An 18,103-nucleotide genomic window follows, 5' to 3' on the forward strand; every position below is an offset into this window, starting at 1 on the left:
ACTCAGACCAGAATCGGCGGCATCGCGTACGGATCGACCTGCACGTCGAGCAGCGTCGGCTCGTCGCTCCCGATTGCCGTCTCGAGTTCGGGTCCGAGGTCCTCGACCGACTCGACGCGGACCCCCTGACAGCCGAAGCCGCGGGCGATGGCCGCGTAGTCGACGCCCTCGTGGAAGTCCGTCGAGAGGTGGAAGCTGTCGGTGCCGATCTGGCTCGCCTTCGAAGAGCCCAGGCCGTCGTTGTTGAGCACGACGACCGTGATCGACAGGTCCTCTCGGGCGGCCGTCTCGAGGTCCGCGACGTGATAGCCGATGGCGCCGTCGCCCGTGAGCGCGACTACGTCGGCGTCGGGGCGGGCGGTCTGCATGCCCAGTGCCTGGGGCAAGCAGACGTTGATGCCGTCACTCCCCCGCGCCTGCAGGTAGCCGAGACCCGGCTCCTCGACCTCGTAGAACGCGCCCGAGAAGAATCCCGAGAAACTGGTCGCGCTCACGAGAACACCGTCGGCGGGGACGTGTTCGTTCAACTCGTGGATCACGCGGTGGGTCACGATCGGTTCGGCGTCGCTCGTCAGGTTGTCCTCGTGGGACTCGCGCCATTCGTGTCGGTCTGCCGCCAGGTCCGCGAGTCTCGACTCGCGGCCCCGGTAGTCGTCGGGATCGACTGCCTCGAGCAGCGCCTGCAGGGTCGCCCGAATCTCGGCCTGGACGGCCACCGCGGGCTCGTAGTTCCGGCCGAGCCAGGCCGGGTCGAGATCGACGTGGACAACGTCGGCGTCGGCGTCTAGCAGCGACCAGCCGACGGTCGTGAGATCGCCGAACCGGGTGCCGAGCCCGACCACGAGGTCCGCCTCCTCGAGGGCGTCGTTCGCGACCTGGCAGAATCCCCACCGGCCGACCACGCCGAGGGCGTAGGGCTCGGTCTCCGCGACGGCCCCCTTGCCGTTGATGGAGGTGACGACCGGAGTTCGGGTTCGCTCGGCGAGCGCCGACAGGTCCTCGCTGGCGCCGGCCCTGACGACGCCCTCGCCGGCGAGGAGTACCGGTCGCTCGGCGTCCTCTAGCAGGTTGAGCGCGCGCGCGGTGGTTTCGGGATTCGGAGTCGGGCCAGGGGTCGAGTACGAGGCCGAGAGCGCGTCGGGAAGCGCGTATTCCGAGTCCCGGTCGAGCACGTCGCCGGGGAGGTTGACGTGAACGGGCGACGGAACACCCGTCGTCATCCGCCTGAGCGCCGTCTCGACCGCCTCGACCGCCCGCTCCGGCGATTCGGCGTCGAACGTCGCGCTCGCGAACGGCTCGAGGATCGCCTCGTTGTCGGCGTCCTGGATGACCTCCCGGCCGCGGATGTCGCGCTCGTTGTCTCCGGTGAGCGCGAGAACCGGGCTCGAGGCCCCGCTGGCTTCGGCCAGACCGGCACCGATGTAGGCTGCGCCGGGGCCGCCGACGCCGTCGACGACGCCGACGGTTCGGCTCGTCCGGGCGTAACCGTCGGCCATGAGCGCCGCGCTCGCCTCGCTTCGACCCAGTACGTGCCGTATCGACGAATCGTTCAGACTCGAGTAGTACGGGTCCATCTGTTCACACGGGAAGCCGAATACCGTCTCGATCCCGCTCGCCTCGAACATCGCCACGATCTGATCGGTTGTACCTGTCATCGTCTTCGCCCGCCACTCGCGAGGAGTCGCACTAGCGCGTGTGACTGGATGGCACAAAAATATATCCTTCCGAACAGGTTCGACTGTGTTCGTTGCCGACCATCTGAAACGCGTCTCGAGTGACCCGCTAACTCTCGATCGTCGTCCCGGCACCCTCACCGCGGAAGAACGCCGGCAGCGACTCGAGGCCGAAGATCGAGGCACGGCTCTCGAGGGCGAGCAGTGCCTGCACCTTCGCCGCCATGCCGCCGGTGACGTCCGTCGACTCGCTGGTCCCGAGGACGGCCTCGACGTCGGCGTAGTCCTCGATGCGCTCGATCACGTCCCCCGTGTCGTCGAGCACGCCGGGAACCGTCGAGCACAGTCCCACGCGCTCGGCCTCGAGGGCAGTCGCGAGTTCGACGATCAGTTCGTCGCCGCTGACGATGGTGACGCCCTCCCCCCGGTGGCTCACGACGTCGCCGTGCAGGACGGGGACGAACCCTTCCGCGAGCATCGTCTCGACCGGCGCCGTGGGGAGGTCGAGTCGACCCTCGGCGTCCCGCGATGCGACCGAAAATGGGTGAACCGGAACCGCGGGGACGTCCCGCTCGAGCAACCGCTGGAGGACGAACTCGTCGAGCGTCTTCATCGCGCCGTGGATCGCGTGGACGGCGCCCACGTCGTGCGTACCGTCGGTCGTGCTCACGCCGTGCTCGCTCGCGTGGACGTGGCCGAAGCTCCCGCCGCCGTGGACGATGACGAGGTCCTCGACGTCGCCCGACCCGAGCGCCGTCGCGACGGCATCGGCGGCCGTCTCGAGGGAGTCGGCGTCGAGCGTCTCGTCGCGATCCTTATCCGTGACGACGCTGCCGCCGAGTTTGACGACGGTCGTTCCGGTACCGGAGCTGGTCATGCGAGTCGCTTCACCCCCTCCTCGGCTAGTTCGGCCCGGAACGCGTCCTCACAGCCGGGCGTGAAGCGCAGGGCCGTCTCCGTCTCCGGCGTCGGATCGAGCGCGACGATACAGCCGCCCCCGCCTGCGCCGGTGAGCTTCGCCCCATAGGCGCCCGCGTCGCGAGCAGCCCACACCATCGTCTCGAGGTCCCGCGCGGAAACCCCGAGCGCCGAGAGCAGGCCGTGGTTGAAGTTCATCAGTCGGCCTACCTCCTCGAGGTTGCCCGCCTGGAGAGCCGTCTCGCCCCGTCGAACGACGTCGCCGATGGCCGCGACGGTGTCGGCGGCGAAGCTGTACTCTTCCCGGAGGGCGCGGACGCCGGCGACCAGTTCGCCCGTCTCGCCGGCGCCGCCGTCGAAGCCGATGACGAAGGGCAGCTCCGGTGCCTCGATCGGCTGGCAGTCGTCGCCCTCGACGCGGACGGCGCCGCCGGTCGCCGAGCAGAAGGTGTCAGCACGGGAGGCCTGCCCCTCCTGAACCGCGTGCTCGGTCCGGTAGGCTCGCTCGGCCAGTTCGTCGGTCTCGAGAGTGAGCCCGAGTTCCCGCGTCGCGGCGTCGATGGCGGCGACGACGACCGCGGCGGACGAGCCGAGGCCCGCCCCAAGCGGGATATCGCTCTCGATGGTGACGTCGAAGCCGACGTCGTCCTCGCCGGTGACGTCGTGCACCTGCTCGATAGCACCGTCGACGTAGCCCATCGCGGCGCTGATAAGCGGCTCGGGGACGTTCACGTCGTGGCGGCCGTCGTGCTGGCCGCCGTACTCGACGGTGAAGCCGTCTATACTGAGGTCTTCCGCCTGTACCCGGAGTCGGTCATCGGATCGCTGTTCGACGGTAACCCGTGCCCGTCGCTCGATGGCACAGGGGACTGCCGGCTCGCCGTAGACGACCGCGTGCTCCCCAAACAGATAGACCTTCCCGGGAGCGCTCGAGACTGTCATGTGGGGGCGTTCGGACGACGACGGTTAATAGCTATCTTCTCGCCGTCGCATTTCGCCACCTCAAGGTTTTAACTATGCAATTTATAGTATTGTCTGGACGCGCTATTGTCGGCCTTTACCCCCGAAGCCGCCTCAGAGCACCCGATCGCTGTCCGGATTCTCGAGGTCCCACAGCAGTTCGGGCAGAAACGCCCCGAGGTTGTCGACGACCCGGCGCTCGCTCACGCCGAGGCCCTCACAGTGGTCGTGCGCCGAGTCCCGAATATCGACGTGGAGGCCGTCGTCCTCGAGCCAGACGCCCAGCGGGAAGACCGAACACCGCGTGGGCTTCCAGTCCTGCTCGAGGTGGAGCGAACACAGGCCGTCGTCCCGGAGGAAAGCACAGGCCTGGCCGTCCTCAGCGACGTGCGTGTCGCGGTCTTTGGCCTCCCGGGTGACGAACGGTTCGCCGCGAAACTGGGTCATCGTCTCCGAGAGGTTCGCCCGCTGGGCCAACTCGAGGAGATCCCGGTCGTAGAGCAAGACGCCGTGGTGGCAACACCAGGTGCAGTCCTCGACGCACTCGAACGTGAGGTCGGGATCGAACTCGACGATAACCCCCCGGTCGGGGTACACCTCGACGGGAAACGGCGGTTCCACGTCGGGTGCGAGGTCGCTCGAGTCGAGTTCGTTGTGCGTTTCGGGTGCGGACGGTTGGTCCAGGCCGAGGTGGGGATCGGTCTCAGCGCGTTCGTGTTCGCGGACGGGATCGCTGTCGCCGGCGCTGGCACCGGCGCTAGGGCTTGCCTCACCGTCGCTATCCCGCGTCTCGCGCTTGCTCCCGGCGTCGCTGGTCACGCTCGAGTCGAGGGGTCGCTGACAGAAGTGCCTTCCCACTCGAAAATCCACGTCGAGGACGCTCCCACGAACCGGTCTCAGCTCACTGCCCGACGACGAGGTAGGTCCGCGCGCCGCGGTGCTCGAGCGAGACGGCGTCGGTGTCGACGCTCGTGCGAACGAACTCCTCGACACCAGCGGCGTCGAGATCGGTGACGTCGATTCGCCGCGTGCGTTGCTGTCTTGAGTCGTCGTGGGTCGAAGCGGTGTGCATACGTCGGCATTCGACCCGACCCACGTGAAGTCGATCCGTCCGCGGTGAAAGTGAAACTGGTTGGCGGATACGGGCTCGAGAGCGTCTGGGTAACTCGAAAACGGCGCCTGTCTCAGCCGGGCGTGCTCACCGACGGCCAGTTCACCCGAGCGTCCTCACCGACACTCGGTGTGGCCCGTCGGCGGTCTCGAAGGCCACCGACTCGAAGATCGACTCCCGTGCTCGCTCGGCCCACGCTTCGAGCGCGTCGGCGCGTTGCTCTCGGACCGTTCCGGCACTCGCCTCGCCGCCGACACGCTGTTCGACGTCCTCGAGCGTCGGATACGCCGCGACGGTTTCGGCGTCGAGCAGGGCCGCAGCCTCGAGGTGAACGGCACCGGTTTTCGGCGAATCGTCGACCCGGTAGACGTGCAGGCGCGCCCGCATGCGGCCGTGGAACGGCGGCGTCGCCCGGAGGATTGCCCGCCCGGGGTTCTCGCGGGTGTAGACGAACGCGTTTACCACGTCCTCGGCGGCAACGGCCAGCGACCGGATGATCGTCGGGTCCCGATCTCGATCGTCGCTCGGCATAGACGACAGGAGGAAGCGGATGGCCATATAGACCGGCGACACGCTCGAGGCGAACGCAGGGCTCAAAGACGAAAGACCGTCGCCCGCGCGTCCGTCGAGACGCCGTACTCGGCCGCCGACACGCTCGCCGGAATCGTCGCGTCGGTTCCCTCGTACCTGGACGCCAGCGACGCCGTGATCGCCTCCCGAACGCACGCCCGCGCGGCCGCTCCGACGGCCGTCGCGCTGCCCGAAAACGCCCGATCGGATCCCGACGGGTCGTGGCCGACGACGATCGCGTCCGTCGTCGTTCCGGGAAACCCCGTTCGAGCGAGGAGCGTCGCCGCCTTCGCCTCCGCCGCCACCGCGAGGAGGCTCTCGAGGGCCCCCGCCTCGAGCGCGTGGGTCGTTCCGACGATCAGATTGACCGTGCCGGCGTGGCGCTCGCTTCCTCCCTCGTCCCCATCGTCCCCACCGTTTCCCGAGTTCGACCCCTCACTCCGTTCGAGGGAATCGGACTCGAGCCGTCCGTCGGGCAACAATCCTCCGTCGGGATCCATCGGCAACGCGGCTGGGTTCGAGATCCCGGCCGTGGCGTAGACCGTGACCGATCCGCAGCGGGCGCCGCGCGCGTGCGCCAGGTCGACGCCGGTGAGCAAGACGGGGCGATCGTGCCGGCCGTCCGCAAAGCCTGCCCGCTCGAGGCGCTCCTCGACGTAGCGATCGAGGTTGTCACAGCACCAGCCCTCGGGAACCGAGACGTTGAACGCCCGGTCGGTTCGCGATCGGCCGCCGTTCCAGCCCGAGGAGAGCCACTCGATCCCGGGGCGGTGGGCACAGAGGATGCCGTCGGTTCGTTCGGCTTGGTACCCGGTGATAGTGTCACCGTCGGCGTCGGCATCGGCGTCAGTGTTATCCATCCACCAACACCTCGAGAAGCCGATCATTCGCCTCGCGGTCTTTGATCGCCACTCGGACGTGCGAGTCGAGTCCGCGGAAGGATCGGGCGTCCCGGAGGACGATTCCGGCTTCGCGGGTTCGCTCGAGGAGGTCGTCGACGGGATTGGCCGCACCACCGTCACCGTCGACGGAACCGGCTGCCCCGCCGCCACCGCCGTCGCCGTCGACCTCGAGCAACAGGAACGGCGCGCTCGAGGGAGCCACCGCGTAGCGGCCGTCCGCCAGCAGCGCCTCGCACATTCGTTCTCGCTCTTCGGCGACTCGCTCTCGCGTGTCGCGCACGAACGCCGTCTGCCCCATGCAGTACGCGCCGACGGCGGCTGCGGGCGAGCCGAGGTTCCACGTGCGACGGGCCGCCTCGAGGCGCTCGCCGAGCGGGCCGAACGCGACGGCGAACCCCGCGCGGAGCCCCGGCAACCCGAAGAGTTTAGTGAGCGAGCGGGCGACGACGACACAGTCGTCTTCCCGTCGAGCCATCGATTCCTGCTCGGTGAATCCGAGAAACGCCTCGTCGACGAGCAGCGTCGTCCCGGCCGCTCGGCACCGATCGGCCAGTCCCTCGAGTCGCGAGCGATCGGGGAGATTGCCCGTGGGGTTGTTCGGCGTGCAGACGACGACCAGGTCGACGTCCTGCAGCGACTCGACCGTGAAGTCGCACACCGCCTCGTGGGGCACGAACCGCGGCGTCGCCCCCTGGAGGCGAACCTCCCGGGCGTACTCGCCGAAACTCGGGTGTGGAACGACGGCCAGATCGCCTGGTTCGAGGGTCACCTCGAGGGCGAGGCGAATCGCGGCGAGGCCGCCCGGCGTCGGTACGACGGCGGACGGATCACAGCCGACGTAGGTTCCGGCCGCGTCCCGGTACGCCGGATACCCGTCGTCGGGATACCGCCGGGCCGACACGAGCGCATCGGCGTAGACCGACTCGACGCCATCCGGCGTTCGCGGATTCGTGTTCGCCGAGAAGTCGAGCAGCGAGCGGTCGGGTTCCCCGCCGTGTGGAACGCGCCGCTCGCCGTCGATGGCGTCAGGGTGAATCGCCGTCACCCCTCGCATCCGGTGACCGCGGGTCCTCCGCCGTCGTCTCACCGTCGACGCCCAGTCGCTCGCAGACAGCTTCGATCCGCCGGCGAACGGCCGCCATCTCGTCGGGTGCCACGAGCGAGAGCGCCCCGCCCATGGCGACGCCCTCTTTCGCCTCCCCGGCGCAGTACCGGGTCATCGAGACGTGCTCGCTTCGCTCGAACGCGGGGTCGGTGACGACCACCTCGAGGTCGAACCGGTCGCCGGCCACCTCGAGGTCGACGCTCGGATCGTCGGCCACGAACGAGGTGGTCGCGAGTCGGAGCGGCCCGTCGATGCCGGCGTGGCGGAGGACGGTCGCGACGGCGACAAGTTGCGTCCCCCCGGCGAGAGTCACGTCGACGCCGGCCTCGAGCGCCCCGGCCGCAACGCCGGCGACGGCAGCCTGGACGGGGTCGCCCACCGCCCGGATCGCCGCCAGCGGATCGCCCGCACAGTCGCCGGGCACGAGGTCGCTCGCCGCCAGCCCCGTCTCGACGACCGCTCGCTTGCGCTCGAGCGGATTCCGGGGGAGCGACGACGAGACGCCGATGGGTGCTCCGAGGGCGGTCGCAACCCCCAGGGCGGTCGTCGTCCCGCCCGGGATCGTCTCGCCGATCAGCACACGGTCGTCGGGGAGCGTCGCGCCGAACTGACGGGCCCGATCGTAGATCCCCACGGCGTCCGGAACCGCCACGGCCTCGCGAACGTCGGCGCCTGGATCGGCCGCGAGGTCGACCGTCGGGGCGGCCGTCGACTCGGACAGGCCGGCCTTGAGCACCGTCGCGTCGAATCCGACGACCTCCCGAACGGCGCGGGTGATCGCCGCCGGGGTCGGGCACCCGGTCGGGCTCACCGGGGTGACGGGTGCGGCCGTCGGCCGACCGTAGACCAGGATTTCGGCGTCGGCCGACGGGGTGTAGCCCATCACCGTAGCCGACGCCCCGGCGGCGCTGAGCCCGTCGATGAGTCCCGTTTCGGTCGATCCGGCGGCGAGAAGGAGCCTCATCGGAACGCCTCCTCTTTCTCCTCCCCGTCGCGGTCCCTATCGCTGCAGTACGTCTTCGCCACGCGGGCGTCGGTTCGTCTGTTCACGTTACAGGCCAGTCTGTGGTCGTAGCTGCGTGCAATCATCGTTTCATTGGAGGTGCCGACGACGTTGACCCCAGTCGGCGCGAGGTGGCGGTCGGACTCGAGCGTCGTGTCGACGCTGAGTTCCAGCCGTCGTTTCAATGCGGTCGGGACGCAGACGGTCATCGACGGCGCCTCCCCGTCGGTACCCCCGTCTCGTCCCCTCGCCCGAACGCGGCGTCGGTACCGCTCGAGAACGCCGTCCACCGTCGCCCCTTCGAGCAACGGAAGATCCGCGGCCGCGGTCAGCACCGGCGTCGAAATCGGGATCGAGTTTGACTCGAGGATCGACCCGAGGTCGGAGACGTACCCGTCGCCGGCGGATTCGATAACCCACACGGGCTTGGCGGGCGTGACAGGCTCGAGGGGCTCGACAACCCCATCGACCTCGAGCGAACGCGTGCAATCGAGTTCCACCAGGTAATCGCGGGTATCGGGTGCGTTCGGCGAAACCGCGACGGTAATCCGGCCGACCGCGCTCGCCTCAAGCGCCGTGAGCACCCGATCGATCATCGCGACGCCGCCGATCTCGTACAGCGGCTTTTCGACTCGGCTCTCGAGCCTGGTGCCCCGTCCGCCGGCCATCACCAGAGCGTCCACGCGATCACCCCCAGGTGGACGCCGAGCAGTCGCCCGACCTCGTTGGCCGCTCCGAAGACGTCGCCGGAGACGCCGCCGAGCCGTCGTCGGGCCCACTGCCACGGAAGGGCGGTTCCCGCGAGCGCGCCGGCGAAAGCCGCGGCCGCGGCCGGGTGGGGCCAGGTCAGCACGGCCGCCGGAATAGCCAGCGCTGCGGGTCCGTAAAACGCGACTCGAGTAACTCCCTCCGTCAACTGCGAGCCGAATCCCTCGTGAGCGGCCGTCCCGAAGCAGGCCATCGCGGCCATTCCAGTCTTGGCGCCGACCTCAGCGGCGACAGCGACGCCCACGGCGACCGCGACTGGCGCGCCGGCGAGCGCGAGCGCGCCCAGTGCGAGCCCCGCCACGACCAGCGAGACGGAGAGCAGCGCGCCGACGCCCGTGGTCGTGTCCGTCATGACGGCCCGCCGGCGATCAACGTCGCCGTGGACGACGAGCGCGTCGCCGAGGTCGGCGACGCCGTCGAGGTGGTGGATCCCGGCCAGGCCGAAGACGGCCAGCGGGTACCCGAAGGCAATCGACGCGGCCGGAAGCCGGTTCGAAGCGAGGAAGACGAGGGCCGCGAGTGCCCCGACGATCCATCCTACTATCGTGAAGGTCCAAGGACTCGAGCAAAACGCCTCCCAGTCGTTGCTCGCAGCGAAAGTTGCCCCGCCCGCGTTTCGCGACCTCGAACCGACGGGGAACCGCGTCAGGAAGGCAATCGCCCCACGGAGTGCACGAACGGTGGCGCGTACCCGGCCGCCGATCACGGCATCCCCCTCCGAACGCGGGTCGCGACGAAGTCGGTGGGTGGCGCGACCAAGGCCTCGAGCGTCGGTGCGGACGCCGCACAGACTGTCGCCACCACCACGAGCGCGGCGGCGGCCAGGCCGACCACCGACACCGCACGCCGGCCGTCCTCCAGGCTCGGAAGCGATCCCTCGGGGTTCAGCACGTACGCACCGGGTTTCTCGAGGCGGATGTCGAGCGCGCACGCCAACGTCGCTATCGGCCACCCCGAGTTCGGCGAGTCGGGAACCCGCGCCCAGCGACGGGCGCGGAGCAGCGTTCGCGGTCGCCACGTCGCCAGGGCGAGACAGCACGCGGTGACTCGAGCGGGGACGGCCATCACGAGGTCGTCGAGCCGGGCACTGGCGGTGCCGATCGGTTTCGACGGGTAGCCGAGCATCGAGTCCAGGGTGTTGACGCCCTTGACCCAGGCAGCGGCCGCCGCTGCGGCGGGGAGCGAGATCGGACCGAGGAGCGCGAACGGGAGGAGCGTCGCGGCGAACCCGTCGGCGAGATTCTCGGCCGCGCTCTCGACGGCCGCCGAACGAATTTCGGCGTCCGTGAGCGAGTCCACGTCGCGTCCGACGAGGCCACGAACGCGCTCGCGTGCGGTCTCGAGGTCGCTCTCGGTCGCCGTGAGGACTTCTTGTGCGAGGTCGAGGAGCGCCCGCACACTCGCGGTCAGAAATAGGACGAGCGACGCGGCGACCGCGCCGAAGAAGGGGTCGATCCCTCCCATCGCGACGACGAGATACCCCGCGATCACCGCCGGAAACAGGGGAACGAACAGGGCGACGAGGAATCCGATTCGACGCTGCGTTCGATCGTTCGTGGACCATGGGCGGTCGAGTCGGTCGATCAGCCGACCCAGCCACGCCACGGGATGAAGACGCGTCGGTGGCTCCCCGACCAGCAGGTCGAGGCTGAGCGCCAGGCCGATGGCGGCGAGCGTTTGGACCGTCATTTCATGTGGTCACTCGAGTCGTCGTTCGAACCGCTATCACTCGAGTCGTCGTCACAAGCCGCTTCCCCGCCGGTTAGCGCCGTTGCCGAACCGTTTTCTAACACCAAGTCGAGCCGATCGGGGACCGACTCGAGGGGCGTCTCCCCGAGCACGATCGACGTTCCCCCGGCCGCGTCGACGCCGCCGTCGGCCCGCGGATCGTCACCCACGTGGATCAGGTCAGTGATATCGACCTCGAGCCGTCGCGCCGTCGTCTCGAAGATGTGCGGCGAGGGTTTGCGCCACCCACAGCCGACGCTCGTCACGACGGTGTCGAAGTCGTCGCGCTCGAGCGTCGAGCGAGCGAGGGTCCGGCCGACCAGTTCCGGAACGGCGCAGTTCGAGCAGACGGCGACGGGGCCGCGTTCGCGAGCGGCCTCGACCGCCCGGCGGGCGCCGCCCCGGGTCTCGACGTCGGGGTCGAACGCGGCGACGACGGCCCGACGAACGACGTTCCCCGCCCCGGTCTCTCGCCACTCGACGCTGGCGCTCGAGAGCGCCCGGCCGACGTGGGCCGGCAGCGGCACCTCCGCACCCTCGGGGGCGTCGATGGTCGGGCGAGCGTAGCGCTCGGCCCAGTCGCTGGGGACCGCTACACCGCGTTTCTCGAGTTCGGCCGCGACCGCCGTCGCCGGGTCCGCAGGTCGGTCGACGGCGACGAGCGTGCCGAACAGGTCGAACGAAACTGCCACGTGCGTGTGACTGGTGCAAGTTAACTTTAGTTTCGCGGTCCGTGCCGACCGCAGATTCGTCACTCGGAAGACTTTTTCCGCCGCCCTCTGATCGAACCCTATGCGAGCGAAAACGCGTCGGTTGCTCGGCTCGATTCCAGCACTGATCGCCGTCGGCACGCTTCCGGTAGCGATTCTCGCATGGTTCTCGATCGGCGCGTCAGCGGCCGTCCTCGTCACACTCTTCTGCTGGGTCGGCCTGCTGCCGCTGTCGGGGGTGCTCATCGAGGAGGTCCTCGGAATCGACGTCGACCAGGACGACTCGGCCGCCGGCGAACGCAGGCCCGCGAGTCCCGACGAATCGACGATGGACCCCGTCGAGGTCCTCCGGGAACGCTACGCCCGCGGCGAAATCGACGATGAGGGGTTCGAACGCGGCCTCGAGACGCTGCTCGAGAGCGACGGTGGCGACCCCGAAACGATCCTCGAACGCCGGCGGAATCGCTCGGAACCTGACGACCGAAAAATCGAGCGCGAAACGAGCTAATGCCATCGCTCGGCGCGTAGAGCGGCTCCCGTTAGGGAACAGGTTGCTGGCACGCGAACTGCTCCGGTACTGGATGACGTCGGGAGCCAGTTTCGTGTACGTGCTCGAGAACTAAAAGTGCTTCTCGATAATTTGGCCTCGAGCGGGTCGGTACGCGCGGTCTTCTGGCTCCAGGGTCGATCCAACGAGAACGTTTCGGGCCGCACGTCCGCACCGAGAACTCACAGTTCGCACGACCGAGGCGAATCGTCGAGGTTACTTGATCCGGGACAGTTTCTCCTCGACGACCTGCTGGAATCGGTGGTTCACGAAGACGTGCGCGAACGAGACCGCGAGGAAGGCCGCGACGATCACGCCAGCGAGGGCCGAGAGCGGGATGGCCGAGATGCCGGGGACGCCGAGGAGGCCGGCGGCGAGTACCACCGCGCCCACGACGCTCATGGCTGCGTACCACCGGTCCCACCGTTCGCGACGGTGGGTGTCCGTGTCGAGGTACATCACGAGTAAATCCGCGTTGTCGGCCAGGGTGATGAGACCGCGATCCTGGTCGTAATCGACGATACCCGCGTCGTCCATCTTCGGCAGATGCGTCTGGTAGAGGGCGACGTAGACTCGTTTTCGCTGATCGGAACTCAGCGCGTTGATGTCGGTATCATTCTCCCAGGCCGCGATCTGTTCGGCGAGTTCACCCAGCGTTACCGTCTCCTCGGCCTCGAGTAAGTACGCGAGTACCTCTCGCCGTCGCCGGTTTTTCAGCAACTCGAAGATGACGTCTTTCGAGAGCGTTTCGTCGGTATCGTTCGCCGTAACGGAGGTTATCTCCTCGGGAAGGGACGTATCGATCGAGGACATTACCGGCACCTCCCGCCGGGAGATCGACGCCCGAACGCGGCCGGCCGCGCTCGAGTGCTGCTCAATCGCACCCAGTTCGATCGGCATCGAAGTCGGGCACGAGTCGGTTCCGTCCACCGTAGTTGATCGTTTACTGCCACCACAGGTCCGCTCGACTTCACCGAGGGCGACCGCTGTCCCGGCGAAGGGATACTCGCAATCACGTTTGACACACCAGTTTCTACGCCAACGGTATCGGTCTTAAACGCGGTCACGTTTTGCATCGCTTGCGAAGCCGGTACGTCGCCGCTTCTCGGCCCGAGCGATGAACGCGACGGCCCCTGCTCGAATTGGTCGAATCGCGACTCACCCGATGCGCCGTTTGCATCGGCGACGGGGGCTGTATCGAGCGCATACTGGCCCAGCCGACCATCGTTCCGTGGAGACGGGGGTCGCTCGAGGCGCGGCCTGAAGGTCGATCGAAAACGGGCTAGCGAGGGCTCCTCGGGACCACGTTGGCCGTTACGTCCATCCTCGACGAGCAGGTGAACTCTATCCAGCGACACGCGCGTCTTGCTCGAGAACCGACCGCTTAACGGTCGTGGTCGGTTCGTCATCGAAGCCGACCGTTACTTCCCTCAGTCGTCACTTACCGAGCCCTAGCCACGGTTAGCGTGCTCGAACGGGGCCCGGGTTCACCGGCGTGTGGCCAGGTTGAATCGGTATCTGGCCAGGGTCGATTCGGCGTTCGATCCACCGAAACGGAGCAAGCATCGACCACGACCACCGGGGCGCCTCGAGCGGGCAGTCTCGCTGTTGGTGGCGCCGTAGCCGGCGGAAAGTCCCTGTTACTCTCGAAACCATGTGACCCCCTTACAAAGACGGCTGGGTTCTCACCGCCTACTAATGACGCGGTCCGTTACCGAACGCACACGACAGGAGTCACAGCGGACGAACAGCGGCCAGTGTCCGGATTGTGAGACGAACACGGTCGTGAGCGATCCCGACCGCGGCGAGCTGATCTGCCGGGAGTGCGGCCTCGTTCTCAGCGAAGAACCTATCGATTACGGCCCCGAGTGGCGGGCGTTCAACGCGAAAGAACACGATCAGCTCTCTCGCGTCGGCGCCCCGCTCACCCAGTCGATGCACGACCGCGGACTCACGACGACCATCGACTGGCGCAATCGGGACGCGAACGGTCACACGATGTCGGCCGACAAGCACGGACAGCTCCATCGGCTTCGCGTCTGGCAGGAACGCATCCGCACGAAGAACGCCGGCGAGCGCAACCTCAAATACGCCCTCTCCGAAATCGACCGCATGGTGAGCGCCCTCGGCCTCCCCAACTCGGTCAAAGAGACCGCCAGCGTGATCTATCGGCGGGCACTCGACCGGGACCTCATCCGCGGGCGCTCCATCGAGGGAGTCGCAACGAGCGCCCTCTACACCGCCTGCCGGGAAGAGGGTATTCCACGGAGTCTCGAGGAGGTGACGGCCGTCTCGCGGGTCGATCAGCGCGAGATCGGACGGACCTATCGCTACATCGCCGACGAACTGAACATCAACCTCGAGCCGACGAACCCACGCCAGTTCGTCCCCAGATTCTGTTCCGAACTCGGCGTCGGCAAGGACGTCGAGTCGAAGGCGGTCGAGATCATCGACGCGACGACCGACCAGGGACTGCACTCCGGGAAGTCACCGACCGGGTTCGCCGCCGCGGCCATCTACGCCGCCGGACTCCTGTGTAACGAAACGATCCCCCAGCGAGCGGTCGCGGAGACGGCCCAGACGACCGTCGTCACCGTCAGGAACCGCTACCGGGAGCAACTCGACGCGATCGATCAGAGCGTCGAAGCCTAGTCGTAGCGTTCGCGTCAGTACTCGAGCGGGCTTGTTCCGGTTCTGAAGCGGCCTGAAGACAGTTTGAAGCGACCTGAAGACACAGCGATCACGAGTTTTCGTCGACGCGACCACGCTGCATTTCACATGATCGAGCGTTCCTCCCCGCTGTAGACGTCCTCGTCGAGCAGCGCGTGGAGGGACTGGTACGGGACGAACGCGACGAATGCGTCGTCCTCGTCGAACAACTCGACGCCCGTGTCGGTGTGTTCGTAGCGCGCACAGATGATCTGGCCTTCGGGCAGGATCGCGCGATACATGACTTCGAATACGCCAGCACGCGGTAAAGCCGTTTGCCTCGACCGCTGAAACACCACAATCATTATGTCGCCGTGTGCCAAAATTTTCGCTGGCGCATACCACCAACACCACCACCTACCGCTGTGCGCCCGGCTGCCACTGCAGCCGTTTTGTGCGGCTACGGACCACCCTCACCTCGAGCGACGGCGCTCGAGCGAAATCGGTTTATCGCCGAGTCCGGTAGCCTATCCAGTGACCGACGACGCCGACGACGCCGACGACGCCAACGACGCTCACGACTCCACCGGCGGGGATGGAGTGACGGACCCCGATGACGCCCACCCGCCCCTCTCGCTCTCGGCGTTCCACGACGCCTGCCAGCGGGCCGGCCGCCCGCTGCTCACCGCTTCCGAACTCGCCAGACACCTCGAGCGACCCCACAGCGAGGTGACCGACGACCTTGAGGCGCTCGCGGAGCGGGGCGACCTCGAACACCTGGCCGTCTCCAGGGACCCCGTGGTCTGGTTCCCGGCCGAACTCGAGGACCTGACCGAACGCGAGCGGGTAGTCGTCTTCCCGAAGCGCCGCGAGATTATCGTCGACCGCCCCGATCAGTTCACCCGCGCACAGCTCTCACAGTTCGCTCACCTCGCGGACGGCAACGGCGAGAGCGGCTACCGGTACGTCGTCCGTCCGGAGGACGTCTGGCAGGCCCCGCACGACTCGTTTGACGGCCTCCAGCGAACGATGCGACAGGCCCTGGGCCAGCGCTCGGACGCGCTCGAGTCCTGGGTCGAGAGCCAGTGGGATCGTGCCCGCCAGTTTCGGCTCGTCACCCACCCCGACGACTACACCGTGCTCGAGGCGCAGAGCGCGGAGATCATGGGCAACGTCGCCCGACAGAAACTCGACGAAGAGCACGTCCACGCGCCGATTTCCGACACCGAAGACTGGGTCCGCGAGGGATCGGAGGCGGCCATCAAACGGATCCTCTACGAGGCGGGCTACCCCGTTCGAGACGACCGCAACCTCGAGTCAGGGGACGCCCTCGAGGTCGGACTCGAGGTCTCCCTGCGGGAGTACCAGCGGACGTGGGTGGATCGCTTCCTCGAGGCCGGATCCGGCGTCTTCGTCGGCCCGCCCGGCAGCGGCAAGACCATCGCTGCGATCGCGACGATGGAGGAAGTCGGCGGCGAGACCCTCGTGCTGGTTCCCAGCCGCGACCTCGCTCGCCAGTGGGCCGAGACGGTGCTCGACGTCACGAGTCTGGAACCCGAGCAGGTCGGCCAGTACCACGGCGGCCGCAAGGAGATTCGTCCCATTACGATCGCGACCTACCAGATCGCCGGGATGGACCGCCACCGCTCGCTCTTCGACGATCGCGAGTGGGGGCTGGTGGTGTTCGACGAGTGCCAGCACGTCCCCTCGGACGTCTACCGCCGGAGCACGCACCTGCAGTCGCGCCACCGCCTCGGCCTCTCGGCCTCGCCGCTCCGGGAGGACGACCGCGCCGCGGACATCTTCACGCTGATCGGACCACCGATCGGCACCGACTGGGAGGCGCTGTTCGAGGCCGGCTTCGTCGCCGAACCCGAACTCGAGATCCGGTACGTGCCGTGGGGTGACGACGAACACCAAAACGCGTACGGGTCGGCGGAGGGACGTGAGCGCTACCAGCTAGCGGCGACGAACCCCGGCAAGGTCGCCGAGGTGCGCTACCTTCTGGCGTCGCATCCAGGTGCCCGCGCGCTCGTCTTCGTGGACTACCTCGAGCAGGGCCGGGATCTCGCGGCGGCGCTCGACGCCCCCTTTCTCAGCGGCGAGACGCCCCACCTCGAGCGCCAGCGGCTCCTGGACTCGTTCCGCCACGACGAGATCGACACGCTCGTGCTCTCGCGGGTCGGCGACGAAGGGATCGACCTGCCGAGCGCCGATCTCGCCATCGTCGCGTCGGGGCTCGGTGGCTCGCGGCGACAGGGCACCCAGCGAGCGGGCCGGACGATGCGTCCCGCCGGGGGCGCACTGATGTACGTGCTGGCGACCCGCGGAACGCGAGAGGAGGAGTTCGCCCGCCGCCAGCTGCAGCACCTCGGCCGGCAGGGGCTGACGGTTCGCGAGGAATCGGTCGAGCGCGATCTCGAGACGGAGACGGAGTCCGATACCTCGTCTGAAGCCGCCGACGAATAGTTCTGACGGTGTCGTCGAGGACCAACGTCGCTCGAGTCTTCGATCGGCCGCTTCCGCTCACTCTACGCTCGAGGCGCCACCTGCAGGCCGACCTCCTCCTCCTCGGCGTCCGCCTCGAGGTCGCTTTCGGTCTCGAGTTCGACCTCGACGGTCGCCACCTCCTGGACGGTCACGCCGACGCCCTCGTTCAGCTCGCGTCTCACGACGGCCAGGTCCTCGCCCCGGTCGCCCACAAGGACGAGTCGGGTCTCGAGGGTGACGGTCGTGTCGTTCAGGCCGGGCTCGAGGCCGCGGACGGTCGCGTCGTCGACGCGCTCGACGGCCGCGACTCGTTCGACGATTCGTGCGCCTGCGGTGACGAGGTCGCCGGTCGCGTTCACGGGAACGCGTACGGCGAGTTTCGCCACGACGGTCTGGTATCGTGCCATAGTCCCCCGCCGAGAGTCGAACTCGGGGGTGGGGCCGGCTCGTTCCGGTTGAGAACGAACCAGCGCCCGCGCGGTGTCCAACACCGGGGGAAACCGCGCGGTCCAGGCTCGCCGGCAGAACGGATGGGATCGACGGACCGACCTCGAGCAGGTGAGCAGGTCGGTAACGCGTACAAACCGTCCGGCCGGGAGAATGGACCTACGCGGCGCGGACGGAGATTCCGTCGAGATTCGACGAAATCGGGGTCGGGTGACCGAGTGCCCGTCTACGACCCTTCAGTCCGGCAACGCCGGAAGTCCTGGCGACGCCATAGCGTCCGGAGACGCCGGTGACGCCCCAGCCAGCGACGTCGACACACCGACCGGCAGTGCCGGCGACGGCGTCGACGTCGGTGGCGACGCCCGCGTTGCCACTCATCGGGGCAAACGCGGGAATCGGGTGGGTCGTGGTGGTCATGGTCGGTCGCGATCTGTGACGATCGGCTATCCGATACATCTGGGGGGAGTGACATAACCGTTTCCCAGGGTTGTGGATCGTTCACACCCATCAGGAACAGTGAGT

General features: G+C 68.0%; 20 protein-coding genes. 3 read left to right on the forward strand and 17 right to left on the reverse strand.

Going from position 1 to position 18,103, the window contains the following annotated elements; all coding sequences use genetic code 11:
* Positions 1-2 precede the first annotated feature (2 nt).
* From NGM29_RS07775 to NGM29_RS07835, 13 genes are all read right to left on the reverse strand, one after another.
* Positions 3-1,655: a thiamine pyrophosphate-binding protein gene (locus tag NGM29_RS07775; RefSeq protein ID WP_254159899.1), complete on the reverse strand. Its 1,653-nt coding sequence runs from the start codon at positions 1,653-1,655 to the stop codon at positions 3-5.
* 127 nt (positions 1,656-1,782) lie between these two features.
* A complete protein-coding gene (locus NGM29_RS07780) occupies positions 1,783-2,550 on the reverse strand; it encodes an isopentenyl phosphate kinase (RefSeq protein WP_254159900.1) in 768 nt (255 codons plus the stop codon).
* Positions 2,547-3,533: a mevalonate kinase gene (gene mvk, locus NGM29_RS07785; RefSeq protein ID WP_254159901.1), complete on the reverse strand. Its 987-nt coding sequence runs from the start codon at positions 3,531-3,533 to the stop codon at positions 2,547-2,549. Before mvk ends, NGM29_RS07780 begins: the two co-directional genes overlap by 4 nt.
* Before the next feature lie 132 nt (positions 3,534-3,665).
* Positions 3,666-4,172 (reverse strand): YkgJ family cysteine cluster protein, encoded by a 507-nt coding sequence (locus NGM29_RS07790; protein ID WP_254160504.1) that lies wholly within the window; start codon positions 4,170-4,172, stop codon positions 3,666-3,668.
* Between the two features lie 280 nt (positions 4,173-4,452).
* Positions 4,453-4,623: a hypothetical protein gene (locus tag NGM29_RS07795; RefSeq protein ID WP_253433598.1), complete on the reverse strand. Its 171-nt coding sequence runs from the start codon at positions 4,621-4,623 to the stop codon at positions 4,453-4,455.
* Positions 4,624-4,764: 141 nt separating this feature from the next.
* On the reverse strand, positions 4,765-5,193 hold the full coding sequence (locus NGM29_RS07800) for a DUF8009 family protein (RefSeq protein WP_254159902.1): 429 nt from the start codon (positions 5,191-5,193) through the stop codon (positions 4,765-4,767).
* Positions 5,194-5,255: 62 nt separating this feature from the next.
* Entirely contained in the window at positions 5,256-6,092 is an 837-nt protein-coding gene (locus tag NGM29_RS07805; protein ID WP_254159903.1) for an adenosylcobinamide amidohydrolase, read from the reverse strand.
* Complete coding sequence (locus NGM29_RS07810; protein ID WP_425499255.1) at positions 6,085-7,170, reverse strand: aminotransferase class I/II-fold pyridoxal phosphate-dependent enzyme; 1,086 nt, start codon at positions 7,168-7,170, stop codon at positions 6,085-6,087. Before NGM29_RS07810 ends, NGM29_RS07805 begins: the two co-directional genes overlap by 8 nt.
* Positions 7,160-8,203 (reverse strand): nicotinate-nucleotide--dimethylbenzimidazole phosphoribosyltransferase, encoded by a 1,044-nt coding sequence (locus NGM29_RS07815; RefSeq protein ID WP_254159906.1) that lies wholly within the window; start codon positions 8,201-8,203, stop codon positions 7,160-7,162. Before NGM29_RS07815 ends, NGM29_RS07810 begins: the two co-directional genes overlap by 11 nt.
* Positions 8,200-8,910: an NTP transferase domain-containing protein gene (locus NGM29_RS07820; RefSeq protein WP_254160505.1), complete on the reverse strand. Its 711-nt coding sequence runs from the start codon at positions 8,908-8,910 to the stop codon at positions 8,200-8,202. Before NGM29_RS07820 ends, NGM29_RS07815 begins: the two co-directional genes overlap by 4 nt.
* On the reverse strand, positions 8,910-9,716 hold the full coding sequence (locus NGM29_RS07825) for an adenosylcobinamide-GDP ribazoletransferase (RefSeq protein WP_254159907.1): 807 nt from the start codon (positions 9,714-9,716) through the stop codon (positions 8,910-8,912). Before NGM29_RS07825 ends, NGM29_RS07820 begins: the two co-directional genes overlap by 1 nt.
* Positions 9,713-10,699 carry an adenosylcobinamide-phosphate synthase CbiB gene (gene cbiB, locus NGM29_RS07830; protein WP_254159908.1) on the reverse strand — a complete coding sequence of 329 codons (987 nt, stop codon included), beginning with the start codon at positions 10,697-10,699 and terminating at the stop codon, positions 9,713-9,715. Before cbiB ends, NGM29_RS07825 begins: the two co-directional genes overlap by 4 nt.
* Positions 10,696-11,430 (reverse strand): HAD family hydrolase, encoded by a 735-nt coding sequence (locus NGM29_RS07835; protein ID WP_254159910.1) that lies wholly within the window; start codon positions 11,428-11,430, stop codon positions 10,696-10,698. Before NGM29_RS07835 ends, cbiB begins: the two co-directional genes overlap by 4 nt.
* Before the next feature lie 100 nt (positions 11,431-11,530).
* Here NGM29_RS07835 and NGM29_RS07840 point away from each other — a divergent pair, with 100 nt between their 5' ends.
* Entirely contained in the window at positions 11,531-11,956 is a 426-nt protein-coding gene (locus NGM29_RS07840; RefSeq protein WP_254159912.1) for an SHOCT domain-containing protein, read from the forward strand.
* Between the two features lie 255 nt (positions 11,957-12,211).
* On the opposite strand, the gene NGM29_RS07845 is transcribed toward NGM29_RS07840, so the two are convergent.
* Positions 12,212-12,808, reverse strand: coding sequence for a DUF7344 domain-containing protein (locus NGM29_RS07845; RefSeq protein ID WP_254160506.1), 597 nt, complete (start codon positions 12,806-12,808; stop codon positions 12,212-12,214).
* Positions 12,809-13,693: 885 nt separating this feature from the next.
* Here NGM29_RS07845 and NGM29_RS07850 point away from each other — a divergent pair.
* On the forward strand, positions 13,694-14,647 hold the full coding sequence (locus NGM29_RS07850) for a transcription initiation factor IIB (protein WP_254159914.1): 954 nt from the start codon (positions 13,694-13,696) through the stop codon (positions 14,645-14,647).
* A gap of 122 nt (positions 14,648-14,769) precedes the next feature.
* Here NGM29_RS07850 and NGM29_RS07855 read toward each other — a convergent pair whose 3' ends face one another.
* Positions 14,770-14,946, reverse strand: a complete 177-nt coding sequence (locus NGM29_RS07855) for a hypothetical protein (RefSeq protein ID WP_254159915.1) — start codon at positions 14,944-14,946, stop codon at positions 14,770-14,772.
* A 232-nt stretch (positions 14,947-15,178) separates the two neighbouring features.
* On the opposite strand from NGM29_RS07855, the gene NGM29_RS07860 reads away from it, so the two are divergent.
* Positions 15,179-17,113, forward strand: coding sequence for a DEAD/DEAH box helicase (locus NGM29_RS07860; protein ID WP_254159917.1), 1,935 nt, complete (start codon positions 15,179-15,181; stop codon positions 17,111-17,113).
* A 62-nt stretch (positions 17,114-17,175) separates the two neighbouring features.
* Here NGM29_RS07860 and NGM29_RS07865 read toward each other — a convergent pair whose 3' ends face one another.
* Positions 17,176-17,541, reverse strand: coding sequence for a hypothetical protein (locus tag NGM29_RS07865; RefSeq protein WP_254159919.1), 366 nt, complete (start codon positions 17,539-17,541; stop codon positions 17,176-17,178).
* 199 nt (positions 17,542-17,740) lie between these two features.
* A complete protein-coding gene (locus tag NGM29_RS07870; protein WP_254159921.1) occupies positions 17,741-17,998 on the reverse strand; it encodes a hypothetical protein in 258 nt (85 codons plus the stop codon).
* Positions 17,999-18,103 lie beyond the last annotated feature (105 nt).

This window comes from Natronosalvus rutilus (assembly GCF_024204665.1).
Classification (GTDB): Archaea; Halobacteriota; Halobacteria; order Halobacteriales; family Natrialbaceae; genus Natronosalvus; species Natronosalvus rutilus.